14 protein-coding genes (1 of these 14 running past the window's edge) are annotated in these 15197 nt (G+C 40.0%); all 14 read left to right on the top strand.

The window, feature by feature from the left end; all coding sequences use genetic code 11:
• Positions 1 to 11, top strand: partial view of a class II aldolase/adducin family protein gene (locus CARFE_RS0109155; protein WP_028052550.1) — the end only. Its footprint begins 622 nt before the window's first position; the window shows 11 of its 633 coding nt (coding positions 623-633); its start codon lies off the left edge, out of view; its stop codon occupies positions 9 to 11.
• A gap of 9 nt (positions 12 to 20) precedes the next feature.
• Positions 21 to 1349, top strand: coding sequence for a pyrimidine-nucleoside phosphorylase (locus CARFE_RS0109150; RefSeq protein WP_028052549.1), 1329 nt, complete (start codon positions 21 to 23; stop codon positions 1347 to 1349).
• The gene (locus tag CARFE_RS0109145; RefSeq protein ID WP_028052548.1) at positions 1342 to 1764 is read left to right on the top strand and encodes a cytidine deaminase; all 423 of its coding nucleotides are present in this window, start codon (positions 1342 to 1344) and stop codon (positions 1762 to 1764) included. Before CARFE_RS0109150 ends, CARFE_RS0109145 begins: the two co-directional genes overlap by 8 nt.
• A 330-nt stretch (positions 1765 to 2094) precedes the next feature.
• Positions 2095 to 2781: a deoxyribose-phosphate aldolase gene (gene deoC, locus CARFE_RS0109135; RefSeq protein ID WP_028052547.1), complete on the top strand. Its 687-nt coding sequence runs from the start codon at positions 2095 to 2097 to the stop codon at positions 2779 to 2781.
• A 423-nt stretch (positions 2782 to 3204) separates the two neighbouring features.
• Positions 3205 to 4578 (top strand): [FeFe] hydrogenase H-cluster radical SAM maturase HydG, encoded by a 1374-nt coding sequence (hydG, locus tag CARFE_RS0109125; protein ID WP_028052546.1) that lies wholly within the window; start codon positions 3205 to 3207, stop codon positions 4576 to 4578.
• Positions 4579 to 4587: 9 nt separating this feature from the next.
• Positions 4588 to 5781, top strand: coding sequence for a [FeFe] hydrogenase H-cluster maturation GTPase HydF (hydF, locus tag CARFE_RS0109120; protein ID WP_028052545.1), 1194 nt, complete (start codon positions 4588 to 4590; stop codon positions 5779 to 5781).
• Positions 5774 to 7972: a sigma-54-dependent Fis family transcriptional regulator gene (locus CARFE_RS0109115; RefSeq protein ID WP_051250258.1), complete on the top strand. Its 2199-nt coding sequence runs from the start codon at positions 5774 to 5776 to the stop codon at positions 7970 to 7972. Before hydF ends, CARFE_RS0109115 begins: the two co-directional genes overlap by 8 nt.
• A gap of 304 nt (positions 7973 to 8276) precedes the next feature.
• Positions 8277 to 9341, top strand: a complete 1065-nt coding sequence (locus tag CARFE_RS0109110; RefSeq protein WP_028052543.1) for a hydrogenase small subunit — start codon at positions 8277 to 8279, stop codon at positions 9339 to 9341.
• The gene (locus CARFE_RS0109105) at positions 9341 to 10768 is read left to right on the top strand and encodes a nickel-dependent hydrogenase large subunit (protein WP_028052542.1); all 1428 of its coding nucleotides are present in this window, start codon (positions 9341 to 9343) and stop codon (positions 10766 to 10768) included. The genes CARFE_RS0109110 and CARFE_RS0109105 overlap by 1 nt, the downstream gene beginning before the upstream one ends.
• An 11-nt stretch (positions 10769 to 10779) precedes the next feature.
• Positions 10780 to 11409: a Ni/Fe-hydrogenase, b-type cytochrome subunit gene (gene cybH / locus CARFE_RS0109100; RefSeq protein ID WP_028052541.1), complete on the top strand. Its 630-nt coding sequence runs from the start codon at positions 10780 to 10782 to the stop codon at positions 11407 to 11409.
• Between the two features lie 9 nt (positions 11410 to 11418).
• Positions 11419 to 11880, top strand: coding sequence for a HyaD/HybD family hydrogenase maturation endopeptidase (locus tag CARFE_RS0109095; RefSeq protein WP_051250257.1), 462 nt, complete (start codon positions 11419 to 11421; stop codon positions 11878 to 11880).
• Positions 11881 to 11918: 38 nt separating this feature from the next.
• Complete coding sequence (locus CARFE_RS0109090; RefSeq protein WP_028052539.1) at positions 11919 to 12260, top strand: hydrogenase maturation nickel metallochaperone HypA/HybF; 342 nt, start codon at positions 11919 to 11921, stop codon at positions 12258 to 12260.
• Positions 12261 to 12262: 2 nt separating this feature from the next.
• Positions 12263 to 12925 carry a hydrogenase nickel incorporation protein HypB gene (gene hypB / locus CARFE_RS0109085; protein WP_028052538.1) on the top strand — a complete coding sequence of 221 codons (663 nt, stop codon included), beginning with the start codon at positions 12263 to 12265 and terminating at the stop codon, positions 12923 to 12925.
• The gene (gene hypF / locus CARFE_RS0109080) at positions 12926 to 15190 is read left to right on the top strand and encodes a carbamoyltransferase HypF (protein WP_028052537.1); all 2265 of its coding nucleotides are present in this window, start codon (positions 12926 to 12928) and stop codon (positions 15188 to 15190) included.
• Positions 15191 to 15197 lie beyond the last annotated feature (7 nt).

Below are 15197 nucleotides of genomic sequence, written 5' to 3'. Positions count from 1 at the left end.
GGCAAAGGTAGGGATAAAAAATGAGAGCGTACGACATTATCTTGAAAAAACGGAACGGAGAAAAACTTTCTAAAGAGGAAATTTACTTTTTTGTCCATGGTTTTACCCGGGGTGAGATTCCTGACTACCAAATGGCAGCCTTCCTAATGGCAGTTTATTTTCAAGGAATGGACGATGAAGAAGTTGCCGATTTGACCATGGCAATGGTGGAGTCCGGGGATAAAGTAGATCTTTCAGCAATTTCCGGGATAAAGGTTGACAAGCATAGTACCGGGGGTGTAGGTGATAAAACAACTTTAGTTTTAGCACCGCTTGTGGCTGCGGTGGGGGTTCCGGTTGCCAAAATGTCCGGACGCGGCTTGGGACACACCGGTGGAACTTTAGATAAGTTAGAATCCATTGCCGGATTTAATGTAGCTTTATCCCCGGAAAAGTTTATAAAGCAGGTTAATGATATAGGTATAGCGGTTATAGGGCAGACGGCAAAACTTGCTCCAGCTGATGGCAAAATGTACGCTTTAAGAGATGTAACAGCTACGGTGGATAGTCTCCCGCTGATTGCTTCCAGCATCATGTCCAAGAAAATTGCTGGTGGCGCCGATGCCATAGTCTTAGATGTTAAAACCGGTAGCGGAGCTTTTATGAAGGATTTAGAAGGAAGCATTCGGTTGGCACAAGCCATGGTGAAGATCGGCGAGAGGGTTGGGAGAGAAACGATCGCTGTTATATCAGAAATGGGTGAACCTCTGGGGTTTGCCGTGGGTAATAGCTTGGAAGTGAAAGAGGCAATAGCGACCTTAAAGGGTGAAGGGCCGGAGGATTTAACAGAACTTTGTCTTACCTTAGGTGGATATATGGTTTTTCTCGCCCGGAAGGCCGATACTTTTGAAACCGGTAAGGAGATGTTAAAAGAAGCATTGCAATCGGGTAAGGCTTTTGCCAAGTTAAAAGAGTTTGTAAAAAGCCAGGGAGGTAATGTGCACCAAATTGACGACCCTGCGCTTTTACCAAAAGCTCAAGCGATATCCCAAATTAAAGCGGAACAAGAAGGCTTTGTTATTGAGGTTGATGCGTTAAAGGTTGGTTTAGGTGCCATGTACTTAGGAGCTGGCAGGGCAAAGAAAGAAGACAAAATTGACCACAGTGTTGGGATTGTTTTAAGGAAAAAAGTTGGAGATAAAGTGCTAAGAGGAGATGTCTTAGCCGAACTTCACTATAATGATGAAAAGAAATTGGAAGATGCGCAAAAAATTGTATTTGCAGCTTTTAAAATTGATAGTAGGCCCCCTCAAAAGGCTCCATTTATTAAAGCTGTGGTGACGTCTAAGGGAGTAGAGAAATATGTCTGATTTAAAAAACCTATTGTATGAAAAAGCCAAAGAAGCCAGAGAAAATGCTTATGTTCCTTATTCGGGGTTTAAAGTTGGTGCTGCAGTATTAGGAGAGTCGGGAAAAATTTATCAAGGGGCTAATATAGAAAATGCCTCTTACGGGCTAACTATATGTGCCGAAAGGGTAGCTATAACAAAAGCAATAAGTGAAGGTGAGAAAAAGTTAAAAGCCATTCTGGTAGTAGGGGACACACCAGGACCTATCTCGCCCTGCGGCGCTTGCCGTCAATTCATGGCCGAATTTAAGATTGAGACAATTTACTTAGCTAATCTGGCAGGGGACATAAAAGAATTTACTTTAGAGCAAATTTTACCTTATTACTTTACCTTAGAGAAGGAGGCAGCAACAGTTAAGCCAAACAATGCAGAATAGTGCAATAATACTTACTCAGCAATGGATAAAGTTTAATTGTACAAAATCGTAAATGTGGTGAAAGCCGTGAAGTAAGTCATAACAATACAGGCACGGTTATTTCCAAAGGCAGAGGAGAAAGAGGTAGTAGATCCGCTGAAGAGAATACTCGTAAGCGGTATGGGAGAAGGTGGCTGAAAGGCCACGGCCAGTTCCTGCTTCTTGGGGCAGGGGCTATGGCTGTCCCAAATTCCGCCAGTTGGGGCTGGGACAGTCTGAAAGGCGGACAACAAATACCCCAACCTTCTAAACTGATGCAGTTTTGCACAGTTTGGATGACCAGGAAAATTAATGGTAAGTTCTACTGAAATTGCGCAAATGATTGACCATACTCTCTTAAAAGCGACGGCAACTTATGCCGATATTGAAAAATTATGTCAAGAAGCTAAGGAGTTTAATTTTAAGAGTGTCTGCGTTAATCCTGCTTTTGTACCGTTTGCATCCCAATTATTAAAAGACTCTGAAATTAAAGTTTGTACTGTAATTGGCTTTCCGCTGGGGGCAACCAGCACTGCGGTAAAGGCCTATGAAGCTTCCTGGGCCGTTGAAAATGGAGCATTGGAAGTTGATATGGTAATTAATATTGGTGCTTTAAAAGCGGGAAGGTACGAAGAAGTTTTAGAGGACATAAAAGAGGTAGTAAGTGCGGCAAAGGGAAAAAATCCCACCGTTGTGGTTAAGGTCATTATCGAAACCTGTTACCTAACCGATGAAGAAAAAATTAAAGCTTGTGAATTGGCTGTTGAAGCGGGAGCAGATTTTGTAAAGACTTCAACGGGGTTTGGAACCGGAGGGGCAACCGTTGAAGATGTTCGTTTAATGAAACGGACTGTAGGCGAAAAAGCAGAAGTTAAAGCTTCCGGGGGAATACGGTCCTTTGCTGATGCCATTAAAATGATCGAAGCCGGGGCAACGAGACTGGGGACCAGTTCCGGTGTTTTAATAATGCAGGGGTTGGTTAGCGGCGAAGATTATTGATACAAAGCAGGGCAATTTGCCCTGTTTTTTAAGTGGTGACAGAAAATTTATAAAATAAAAAAATATTAAGTGAAAGTTGACACAATAACAAACATCGTTTACAATATAATTAAAAGAAAGTTTTGGAAAAAATACTATTTAACTAAAAGGCAGGTGGCATAACGATGGTTGTATATATAATTGTATTTCTAATGCTTTGTCTTGTGGCTATAAACGGAATTATCGGAATTGGAGGGTTATATTTTGCTCTCAAAAGTTACAAAAGTCACAATAAAATGGCTTTAATGAGGAAAACTCTATCGGCAGTAGATAATTAGTTTTTAAAGGAATTTAACACTAAGGAGCGCAAATTTGCGCTCTTTTTTTTTGTGTTAAAAAAAGTTATTATTAATAAAAAATATCAAAAAAAGAAGGGATTAAAAGATGACTCAGGAAATTATCACGTTAGTGCAAAGAACTTATGAAATTGTAAATAAAGTTAACCGGAATCCCAAGGAGGAGATTTCCCAAATAATTCAAAAATTGCAAAAGGGAGAGCGCCTAAGCCTGATTGAAGCGGGCATAGCTTTTGCCAATGACACTGAAGAGTTAGATCAAATTTTATTTTGGCAGGCCAGGAAGGTAAAAGAAGAGATTTACGGTAAAAGAATTGTTTTATTTGCACCCCTTTATTTAAGCAATATTTGCATTAATAACTGCAGTTACTGCAGTTTTCGTCGGGAAAATAAGGAATTATCTCGTGTTCGCCTGCCATTGGAAGAGGCTGTGGATGAGGCTAAAGCTATTCGGGAGATGGGACATACGCGCATCCTGTTAGTTATGGGAGAGGAACCGGAAGATAAAACATTATCTTATTTAGAGGAAATAATTCCTGCTATCTATTCCGAGGTAGATATTCGGAGAATAAATGTAAATATAGCTCCTCTTACCCTTAAGGGGTATGAGCGCTTAAAAAAACTAAAAATTGGAACGTACCAGCTGTTTCAGGAAAGCTATAATCCGGAAGTTTACCGCGAAGTCCATCTGGAGGGTCCGAAAACAAACTTTCTCTGGAGGCTTACCGCTGTTGAGCGGGCGATCGAAGCGGGAATTGATGATATAGGAATTGGAGCGTTATTTGGGCTTGGAGATCCGCTTTTTGAATTACTTGGAGTTATTGCTCATGCCGATTATCTAAAGAAAAAATTTGGAATTGGACCTCATACAGTTTCGGTTCCGCGTTTAAAGCCTGCACTGAATTCGGTATTTTCTAATGACTATAAGATAAGTGACCACAAATTTAAAAAGATAGTCGCTCTACTTAGAATAATGCTGCCTTACACCGGCATAATTCTATCTACCCGGGAACCGCAGCATTTACGGGATGAATTAGTAGAACTTGGTGTTTCCCAAATGAGTGCTGCGTCCCAAACCGGTCCGGGAGAATACCGGGGAAAAAAAGGCGAAGAAGAAAGACAACAATTTTTACTTTCGGATCATCGCTCCTTAGCAGAAATTGTCGAGGTTTTAATTGATAAAGGGTTTCTTCCCAGTTTTTGTACCGCCTGCTATCGCAAACGAAGAACTGGAAAAACATTTATGGGATTGGCTGACCGAGGGCAGATCAAAGATTTTTGTACTCCCAATGCGCTTTTTTCGTTTGCGGAATATCTTTATGAGATAAGAGACAAGCATCCTGAACTATATAAAAAAGGTAATGGATATTTGTTGCAGGTGGTAAAGGACTTACCCAACTTTGAAAGCATAGGGCGGGCTATTGAGTACATTTTAAAGGGCGAAAAAGATGTATTTATATAGGTGATGAATATGGAAAATTCATTACGACTGTTTCGGAAAACGATTGGTATTTTTGGACGGTGTAATGCTGGGAAATCAACATTGTTAAACAATATTATCGGTGAGGAAAGAGCCATAACCTCTTCAATTCCTGGTACTACCACCGATCCTAACCGTAGAGCTTTTGAACTTTTACCTTATGGTCCGGTTGAATTTATCGATACACCAGGATTGGACGATACTTCCGTTTTGGGAGAAATAAGAAAGGCTAAAACCCGAGAAGTTTTAGCTACTTGTAGTGTTGTTATTTTGGTTGGTAATACAGGATTTAAGCCGGAGGATTGGGAATTACAGTTTATTGAAGAGAATCAAACCACGAAAAAGATAATTGGGATTATTAATATGGTTGAAAGCAAAACGGAAAACTTAGAATCTTGGAAAAAGTTTTTTGAAAAATTTAATATTCCCTATTTACTTCATGATTGTAAAAATGGTGCAAGTTCAGCGGTGCGTAATTTTTTAGTTCAAAATCTTCAGGAAAAAGTTCAAAAAACAGTGGTAGCGGACTTAGTACCTGAGGGAAAATCCGTTGTCTTAGTGATACCAATCGATGCTGGAGCCCCTAAAGGTAGGCTAATTCAACCCCAAATGCTTGTGTTAAGAGAACTCTTAGATTATCATATTATAGCGCATGTGGTTCAACCGGAAAGCCTAAAAGAGCTATTTTTAAGTCTTAAAGAGGAACCTGGCTTAGTTATTACTGATTCTCAGGCCTTTGCTCAGGTTCGGGAACAACTTCCGGATAAGATTCCTTTAACATCTTTTTCAATACTTATGGCGAGATTTCGCGGCGAACTTGCCTTTTTTTTGGAAGGAATACAGCATATGAAGCGTTTAGAAGAGGGTGCAAAGATTGGAATTTTTGAAGCCTGTGTTCACCACGTTCAGAAAAATGATATTGGTTCGGAGAAAATACCAGCAATTTTAAAAAAACTTACCGGGTTAAATTTTAATTATACGTTTTACAAAGGAAGAGAGTTTAAAATTAACGGTGATTTGGATTTGGCAATTCACTGTGGAGGATGTATGTTAACCCAGGAAGAAATGGAAAAACGAATTGAGTTTTTTAAAGAAAAGGGTATTAAAATAATTAATTACGGCATGCTTTTTGCTTACGATGCAGGAATTTTAGAACGGGCTCTAAAACCTTTAGGGGGTGCGTAGATTGCAAATTGTAACAACCGATAAGGAAAAATGCAAAGCTTGCTATGCTTGTGTTAGAAACTGTCCGGTTAAAGCAATAAAAATTGAAGAGCAAAAAGCGGAAGTGTTAGAGGAGAGATGTATTGCTTGCGGCAATTGCGTTCGGGTTTGCAGTCAGGGGGCAAAAAAAATTTATTCGTTTAAAGAAATTGTTTTAGAAAAAATAAAAAACGGTGGCAAAGTAATAGCGCTTTTGGCCCCTTCCTACCCGGTGTCTTTTTATCCGTTAAAACCCGGGGAGGTCCACGGTAAGTTAAAAGCTTTTGGTTTTACCAGAGTGGAGGAAGTAACCGCTGGAGTTGAAATAATTTTACCGGAGTACGGAAAATATTTGAAGGAAACACAGGATTATGTTATTAGTTCTGCCTGTCCTGCTATTGTATCCTTAATTGAAAAACATTATCCAACTTTGGTAAATCACTTGGCTCCTATAAAATCACCTATGGAAGCATTAGCAAAGTATATAAAAATGGAGGAACCGGATGCGTTTTTGGTTTTTATAGGTCCCTGTATTGCTAAGAAAAATGAGGCCTTAAATTTTAGAGAAAATTATATTGATGCAGTTTTAACTTTTAAAGAAATAAAGGAATTGTTAAAAGGTGTCAATGGTGGGGATACTTACGAGTATCCGCGAAACTTTACTCAGTCCTTTCCAATACCTGGAGGTTTAATTTTGTCCTTAAAACAACGAGGTTATGAAATTGAAAGCCGGCGGAGTATTTCAGTGGAAGGAAAGGAACAAATAATCGAGACTTTAGAAAGCCTTACAAATAATAGAACGTCGGGAGTATTGTTTTACGATTTATTATTTTGCAGAGGATGTATCGATGGGCCGGAAATAGATAGTGAATTAACGTATATCGAAAGACGACAGTATTTATTAGAATTAAGTAAAGGGAATAAAACAATTTTGTCCAAGAAACCTGCTGGAACCTTTAGAGCAAGATATACGGTAAAAGCCAGAAAACTACCGTTGCCCACCGAAGAAGAAATAAGAGAGATCTTGGCTTATACCGATAAATTTACCCCCGAAGATGAATTAAATTGTGGAGCTTGCGGATATAATTCTTGTCGGGAAAAGGCGATAGCTGTATATCAGGGACTTGCGGAAATTGATATGTGCCTTCCTTTTTTATTAAAGAAAACCCGGGGTGAAGCGGAGTTTTATCGTAATAAATACGAAATGGAAAATCGCAAAAAATACTATTTGGATGGTATTACCGGCCAGACTGAAAAAATAATTGAAGTAAAAAAATTAATTGAAAAAGCGGCCATGTCCGATGGTAATGTGCTTATTCAAGGAGAAAGTGGAGTTGGTAAGGAAATTGCGGCCCGAACTATCCATTATTTAAGTGAGAGGGCGGACAAGCCGTTTGTAGCCATAAATTGTGCTGCAATACCGGAAAGCTTGCTTGAATCGGAGCTTTTTGGCTACGAAGAAGGGGCTTTTACCGGTGCTAAAAGAGGAGGTAAGGCGGGAAAAATAGAACAGGCTGATGGGGGAACATTATTTCTCGATGAGATAGGCGATATGCCACTAAGTATGCAGGTTAAACTTTTACGTTTTATTCAAAATCGCGAATTTGAACGGATTGGTAGTAACACGCCGAGAAAGGTGGACATACGAATTATTGCTGCTACCAATCAACCGCTTGCCAAATTGGTAAAAGAAGGCCGTTTCCGGATGGATCTTTATTACCGTTTAAATGTTTTTAACATAAATATTCCGCCTTTACGCGAACGCCGGGATGATATCCCGCTGTTAGTTAATAGATTTATGAACGAATTTTGTGAGCGAAGAAAAATGGCTCCCAAAATTGTAACGAGCGAAGCTATGAATATCTTAATGAATTATTCGTGGCCGGGAAACATTCGCGAGTTGCAAAACGTTATTGAACGTGCCTATTACCTGGCCGAGGGCAATTTAATAAAACCTGAACACCTTCCTGCACAGTTAACCTCCAAAGCGCTGTCGGGGGAGAGAATTACAAAAATTACAACTTTCAAGGAGGCAGTAGCGGAAGTTGAGAAAAAACTTATAATTGAGGGTTTAAAAGCTACTAACTATAATAAATTAGCCTGTGCAAAACTTCTGGGTATTCCCCGGGCTACTTTGTATCAAAAAATCAAGGAGTATGGAATTGAAGCTTAAATCTCAACTTGTACCTGGATGAAAAAGCATATAAAAAAAACTTATAACATAATCCTGAGAAAATTATTATTTTCACAAGTTTGTGCGAAAGTTATAGCTTAAAGATTAAATGTCTAAAAAATAGACATGTATAAAAAATAGACAAATTAATTAAAAATTACGAAACTCAAGGATTTTTGCAACAAACTGTCTAAAAAATAGACAAATTTATGTTCCCGGATTAAGGAATCCGGGGTTTTTTATTTTGGTATAAAAATTGCTAGAAAGAGGTTATTGCGAAAATTAATAAGAGGGGGTTTCGGGATTGAACAAGATATCCAGAAGGGAATTTTTAAAGTTTGCGTCGTTTACCGCTGCGACCCTTGGGTTGTCCCAGAGTGTTCCGGAAGTTGCTTATGCCCTGGAAAATGCCGCTAAGGGTCAGCCGCCAGTTATTTGGATTCAGGGAGCTTCCTGTACCGGATGTTCGGTTTCCCTGTTAAACTCCGTCCATCCGGATATTAAGGAAATTCTTTTAGAGATTATTAACTTAAAATTCCATCCCAATATAAGCGCTGCTACTGGACATGTCGCTGTTGAAGCTTTTTTAGGTGAAGCGGAGAAAAATAAAGGTAAATTCTTTTTGGTGGTCGAAGGTGCAGTACCAACAAAAGATAACGGGGTTTACTGCTCAATTGGTGAAAAAGACGGTCGGGAACTTTATTTTAGCGAAGTGGTAAAAGAACTGGGGGAAAAGGCCAAAGCGGTTATTGCAATTGGTACATGTGCTGCTTTTGGTGGTATTCCGGCAGCTGACCCCAATCCCACCGGATGTGTTCCAGTAACTGAGATAATTGACCCCAAGAAAGTACTGAATATCCCGGGTTGTCCACCACATCCTGACTGGTTTGTTGGAAGTTTGGCGCATGTGCTTTTGTACAATGAACTTCCGAAAACCGATAAATTTGGTCGGCCCAAGATGTTTTACGAAGGTATAATTCACGACAACTGCCCACGACGCCAGTATTTTGACAACAGTATTTTTGCCAAGGATTTTAGCGAGCCGGGATGTTTACTTCTTTTAGGCTGTAAGGGACCTGTAACCCATTCTGATTGTCCTACAAGGCTTTGGAACGGTGGGGTAAATTGGTGTATAAAAGCAGGTCACCCGTGTATCGGTTGTACTGAGCCGGGATTTCCGGATAAGACCGGTCCGATTTACGAAAAAATGCCGGAAATTAAATTACCGGGGATTTCCGCTTCGGCGGATACCTTTGGTGAAGTGGTTGGAGCGGCTACAGCTATTGGGCTTGGTGCTCATTTAATTGGCAATATTGCTACTGGCCGCTTGGGTGGACATAAGAAAAAGAAAAAGGAAGGTGAAGAGTAATGGCCCAAAAAATAGTTGTGGATCCGGTTACGAGGATTGAAGGACATTTAAAAATTGAAGTAATGGTTGACGGGGGTAAAGTTGTAGATGCCAAAAGTTCGGGAGTCCTTTACCGGGGAATTGAAACTATTTTGGTAGGACGGGATCCACGGGATGCCCAACAAATTACGCAAAGAATTTGCGGGGTTTGTCCTACCGCTCATGCTACCGCTGCCACCTTTAATTTAGACAACGCTTTTGGGATTCACCCACCAAAAAATGGCCGGATTTTAAGAAATTTAATTTTTGGAGCTAATTACCTGCAATCACATATACTTCACTTTTACCACTTAACGGCTTTAGACTATGTCAAAGGGCCGGACGCTTCACCGTTTATCCCCCGTTATGAAGGGGATTACCGGTTACCGACTGCGGTTAACCAAAAAGCGGTTGAACATTATATATTAGCCTTGGAGATGAGAAAAAAAGCTCATGAGATGTTGGCGATTTTTGGTGGAAAAATGCCACATGTGGTAGGGATAGTACCCGGAGGGTCTTCGGAAACTGTTGATGCGCAGAAGATTATTGATTTTCGTTCGCGTTTAAAAGAACTCATTTCGTTTATTGATAACGTTTATATTCCGGATGTTTTAACGATTGCTGAATATTATAAAGATTATTTTGAGATTGGCAGGGGCTGCCAAAATCTTATGAGTTATGGTAGTTTCCCCCAAAAAGAAGATGGTAGCGAAAGATTTTTTAAAGCGGGTGTTTATATAAATGGCCAAGAACAAGAACTGAATCCTGAAAAAATTACCGAACATTTAAAATATTCCTGGTTTGATGATGCCAATTCCCAGAAGCACCCCAGGGAAGGAGTTACAGCGCCCAAACCGGGTAAAGATGGAGCCTATTCCTGGATGAAAGCTCCGCGTTATGATGGCCATCCGATGGAAGTTGGACCGCTGGCACGAATGTGGATAAGTGGAGAGAGTAAAATAAAAGGTCTTGGCGAGAAAGCTTTTTCCGTGTTGGGCCGTCACTTAGCACGAGCCCTGGAAGCCTCCAGGGTAGCCCATGCTATGGATGAATGGTTGTTAGAGCTTGAACCAGGTAAACCAACCCACACTCCCTTTGAAATTCCCAAGGAGAGTGAAGGGATGGGGCTTACGGAGGCTCCCCGGGGGGCATTGGGGCATTGGATTAAAATTAAAAATTACAAAATTGCCAATTACCAGGCGGTGGTGCCAACTACCTGGAATGCTTCTCCCCGGGACGATAACGGAGTATTGGGGCCAATAGAACAAGCTTTAATCGGGACACCGGTAAGGGATCCGGAAAATCCAATAGAAGTGGCTCGGGTAGTTCGGGCTTTTGACCCGTGCCTTGCCTGTGCCGTTCACCTGTTTACTCCGGGTCAGGATTTAGGCAAGTTCAAAATTTATTAGGAGGTGTGATCATGGCCCGGAAGGTGTTGCGCCATCCCCTGTTTATTAGAGTAACCCATTGGGTTAATATGATAGCAATCACTTCATTGATTATTTCAGGCTTTTATATTCACAATCCTTTAAAGTACAACTTCTTTTCAACTATGGATGCAGCAAGAAAGCTTCACTTTTATATGATGTACGTTGTCATGGCTGGATTATTAGCTCGGGTCTATTATGCAATTGCTACCAAAGATTATCAAAATATCTGGTTTAGATTTAGAGACTTAAAAAACTTTCCGGCCCTTTTAAGATATTATCTGTTCTTGACTGATGAACACCCTAACTGGGGGAAGTACAACCCGGGACAAAAGTTAGTTTATTCGGGGTGGGGTGTTTTACTGATTATACAAATCTTGACTGGACTTGCTTTATATAAACCTGATACCTTTCCAACTTTAGCTTACCTCTTTGGTGGTTTAAACATTGCCCGGCTTATCCACTATTTAGTAAACTGGATTTTTGTCATAACAGTTGCCATCCATTTGTATCTCGATTTAACCGAAGGTTTGGGGATTATCAAATCGATGATTACCGGCTATGTTACCGTTGATGAGGAAGAGACAGTGGTAACAAAGGAACAATTAAGGCAAACCATGTAGGTGATTTCTTTGGGAAAAACGTTAGTTTTGGGCATAGGTAACAGCATATTTAAAGACGAAGGGATTGGCGTTCACATTGTTAGAGAGTTAGCAGCTGAATACCATTTAGAAGATGTCGAATTTATTGATGGTGGCACCGCTTCTTTAGACCTTCTTGATTTTATCGAGGGTAAGGATAAGGTCATTATTGTCGATGCGGTCCAGGGAGGAGGTGTCCCGGGAACTGTTTACCGCTTCAAGCCTACAGATATTGAGATTAATTTTCCCCTTTCCCTTTCCCTACACCAGGTAGGCTTGATGGAGGTTTTGGGAATGCTTAAGTTTCAGGACCCCTCCTCCTTAAATAAAATCATTATTTATGGTGTTGAGCCAAAGGAAATGGGCTGGGGGTTAGATTTAAGCCCTGAATTGGAAGCGGTGAAAGAAAAAGTAAAAAGAGAAATCATAAAGGAGTTAAGTTCCGGGTATTAACCCGGTTTTCTCTTTTTGAAGGGAAGGGTAATGTTGTTATGCATGAAACTGCTTTAATGGAAAGTGTCTTGGAAATTCTCCGGGAAAGTGCAAAGGCCAATGGCATTCAAAAGATTACCAAAGTCAAGTTAAAAGTTGGGGAGCTAACCAATGCTTTACCGGAAGCTTTAGAGCTTGCCTTTGAAGCGGCCAAAGGGGACCTTCTGGCGAAAAATGCTGTTTTGGAAATTGAACAGGTAAAAGCCCAGATCTTTTGCCGGAATTGTCGGAAAATAAGTACGATAGATTGTTTTTCTTCTTACTGCTCGCACTGCTTTAGTAGTAATGTTAAAATAATAGCTGGAGACGAATTGTTAATCGACTACTATGAGGGGGAATAAAAATGCAGGTTCAACTTACCACCAATATTTTAAAGGCAAACGATGCTATAGCTGCTCTGAACCGGAAGATATTTAACGAAAAAAATATTTTCGTAATTAATATCATTAGTTCTCCCGGAGCCGGGAAAACTACGCTTTTAGAAAAAATTTTGCCGAAACTTCCTCCTGATATAAAACCGGCTGTAATTGAAGGAGATTTGACCACTACTAAAGATGCTGAAAGAATAGAAAAAACCGGCGTTTTCGCTTTGCAAATTAATACCTTAGGTGGATGTCATCTCGATGCCAATATGATAAGCCAGGTGTTAGAAAAACTTCCCCTTGACGAGATTAATCTATTGGTTATCGAAAATGTGGGAAATCTTGTTTGCCCTGCAGGTTTTGATTTGGGGGAAGATATGAAAATGGTCATATTGAGTGTTACCGAAGGAAATGATAAACCATTGAAATATCCGGTGATTTTTCGGGAAGCGGCAGTTTCGGTACTCAATAAAATTGATCTTTTAAATTACGTTGACTTCGATTTAAAACAATACGAAGAAGACCTTCAAGCTATAAATCCCAACCAGCAACGTTTTTATGTAAGTGCTCGTACGGAAGAAGGGTTAGAACCGCTAATTATGTTTATAGCAGAAAAGGTTCGAAGCAAAAGAGGCGGCGCATAAATGAAAGTTACTAAAAAAATTGTAGTTTCGGGATTGGTGCAAGGAATCGGATTTCGTCCTTTTATCTGGCGGATTGCCCGGAAGTGGGGGATAAAGGGCTGGGTTAAAAATAGCCTGGCAGGAGTAGAAATTTTAGCTGAAGGTGAGGAAGAAAATGTAAATAAATTTCTAACGGCAATTAAAAAGGAAAAACCGCCTTTGGCGGTTATTGAAAAAATTTCGGTAATGCCTTTAAACCTATCCGGTAATTTTGAAACCTTTGAAATCATTGAAAGTCAGCGCGACCGAAAAGGGGTTTTGATTGTTCCCGCCGATTTACCAGTTTGCGATGACTGTTTGCAGGAATTAAGGGATTCTTCTGACCGGAGATATCAATATCCCTTTATAAATTGCACCAATTGCGGGCCGCGTTATACGATTATTGAAAAATTACCGTATGACCGTCCGCATACTTCAATGAAAAAATTTCCCCTCTGTCCGGAATGTGCTAAAGAATACAGGAATCCCGAAGACAGGCGTTTTCACGCCGAACCGGTTGCTTGTCCTGCTTGTGGGCCTAGGCTTTTCTTGTATGATAAAGAAAAAAATTTACTGGCTAAAGACGGTGAAGTCATCCATAAAACGCAAGAATTACTAAAAAAGGGGTTTATTGTTGCATTAAAAGGGCTTGGTGGTTACCATTTGGCGGCTGATCCTTTTAATGTAAAGACGGTTTTACTTTTAAGACAGCGTAAACACCGGGAAGCAAAGCCTTTTGCCCTGATGGTAAAAAATTTAACGGCGGCAAAAAAGCATGTATATATATCAAAAGCGGAAGAAAAGCTTTTAACCTCTAATGTTTGCCCGATTGTTTTATGCCGCAAAAAGAAAAGTTCAAAAATTGTTAAGGAAGTAAGCCCGGACAACGACTATTTAGGTATTATGCTTCCCTATACCCCTTTTCATTATCTTTTGTTGGAGCATTTTGAGGCGTTAATAATGACCAGTGCCAATCTTTCAGAAGAACCTATAGTTTATCAAGACGATGAAGTTTTTTTAAAGTTAAAAGATATTGCCGATTTTTTTGTAGTTAATAATCGGCCGATTTTACGTCCGGTGGACGATTCGGTGGCAATGGTCTATAAAAAAAGCCCAGTAATTTTACGACGGGCTCGGGGACTTGCGCCTTTACCTCTTAAAGTACGGGGGATGAAAGAGGGAATTTTAGCCTTAGGCGGTCAGTTAAAAAACAGTTTTGCCATCACTAAGGATAATTATGTTTATCTAAGCCAGTATTTTGGCGATTTAGATAATCTACCGTCGCGCTTAGCATACATGAAAGGTATAGACGATTTTTGCAGGTTTTTTGAATTTACTCCCCAAATAGTGGCGTATGATTTGCATCCCGGTTATTTTTCTTCGGAACTGGTGGAAGAAAAATATTCTAAGCTTAAAAAGTGTCCAATTCAGCATCACAAAGCCCATTTGGCTGCAGTTGTTGCTGAAAAACGAATAAAAGCTCCCTTTATGGGGGTAATCTTTGATGGAACCGGTTACGGTGAAGATGGGATGATCTGGGGAGGCGAGTTTTTTGTAGCCTTTACGCCAGAAAACTACCAGCGAATAGCCCATTTAAAATATTTTCCTTTATTGGATGGGGATGAGGCCATTAAAAAGCCCTGGAAATCTGCCCTCAGTTTATTAAACGAGGTGCAGGTGGATGTAGGTAATTTAATTTTTCAGGATATTGAAAGGATGGAGTTAGAGTTTGCGCAAAAACGTTTGGCAAAGCAGAAAATTTTTACTTCCAGCGTCGGACGGCTTTTTGATGGCATTAGTGCTTTGCTTGGTTTAAAAACCACCATAAGTTACGAGGGACAGGCTGCAATTTTACTTGAAACAATTGCCGACAGAAGTGAACGGGGATGCTATGATTTTACAATATTACAGGAAAAAATTCCTTACGAAATTGACTTTAGACCTCTTCTGCTTGATGTTCTTGCCGATTTAAAAAAGGGTGTTAATAAAAAAGTTATCTCCGGCAAGTTTCATAATACTATTGTTGAGATGATTGCGGGGCTTGGCAAAATTGTTAATAAACAATACGGTATTCAAAAAGTAATTTTGGCGGGAGGAGTATTTCAAAATCGTGTTTTACTGGAAAAAACTTTTATTAGTTTAAAAAGATTAGGCTTAAAACCTATCATACCTTCTTATATTCCCATCAATGATCAAGGGATTGCATTGGGACAGGCCTATCTTGCAAATAAGCTTTGTGAGGAGTGATAGTTTT

This window comes from Carboxydothermus ferrireducens DSM 11255, assembly GCF_000427565.1.
In the GTDB taxonomy this organism is placed as follows: domain Bacteria; phylum Bacillota; class Z-2901; order Carboxydothermales; family Carboxydothermaceae; genus Carboxydothermus; species Carboxydothermus hydrogenoformans.
This window is presented reverse-complemented; position numbering and strand designations above follow the sequence as displayed.

What these genes read in the sequence shown, in the direction of transcription:
- hypB (WP_028052538.1), top strand. Translation starts at nt 12,263, where the DNA reads ATGCAGGTTCAACTTACCACCAATATTTTAAAGGCAAACGATGCTATA.
- hydG (WP_028052546.1), top strand. Translation starts at nt 3,205, where the DNA reads ATGACTCAGGAAATTATCACGTTAGTGCAAAGAACTTATGAAATTGTA.
- CARFE_RS0109105 (WP_028052542.1), top strand. Translation starts at nt 9,341, where the DNA reads ATGGCCCAAAAAATAGTTGTGGATCCGGTTACGAGGATTGAAGGACAT.
- deoC (WP_028052547.1), top strand. Translation starts at nt 2,095, where the DNA reads ATGGTAAGTTCTACTGAAATTGCGCAAATGATTGACCATACTCTCTTA.
- CARFE_RS0109145 (WP_028052548.1), top strand. Translation starts at nt 1,342, where the DNA reads ATGTCTGATTTAAAAAACCTATTGTATGAAAAAGCCAAAGAAGCCAGA.
- hydF (WP_028052545.1), top strand. Translation starts at nt 4,588, where the DNA reads ATGGAAAATTCATTACGACTGTTTCGGAAAACGATTGGTATTTTTGGA.
- cybH (WP_028052541.1), top strand. Translation starts at nt 10,780, where the DNA reads ATGGCCCGGAAGGTGTTGCGCCATCCCCTGTTTATTAGAGTAACCCAT.
- CARFE_RS0109150 (WP_028052549.1), top strand. Translation starts at nt 21, where the DNA reads ATGAGAGCGTACGACATTATCTTGAAAAAACGGAACGGAGAAAAACTT.
- hypF (WP_028052537.1), top strand. Translation starts at nt 12,926, where the DNA reads ATGAAAGTTACTAAAAAAATTGTAGTTTCGGGATTGGTGCAAGGAATC.
- CARFE_RS0109090 (WP_028052539.1), top strand. Translation starts at nt 11,919, where the DNA reads ATGCATGAAACTGCTTTAATGGAAAGTGTCTTGGAAATTCTCCGGGAA.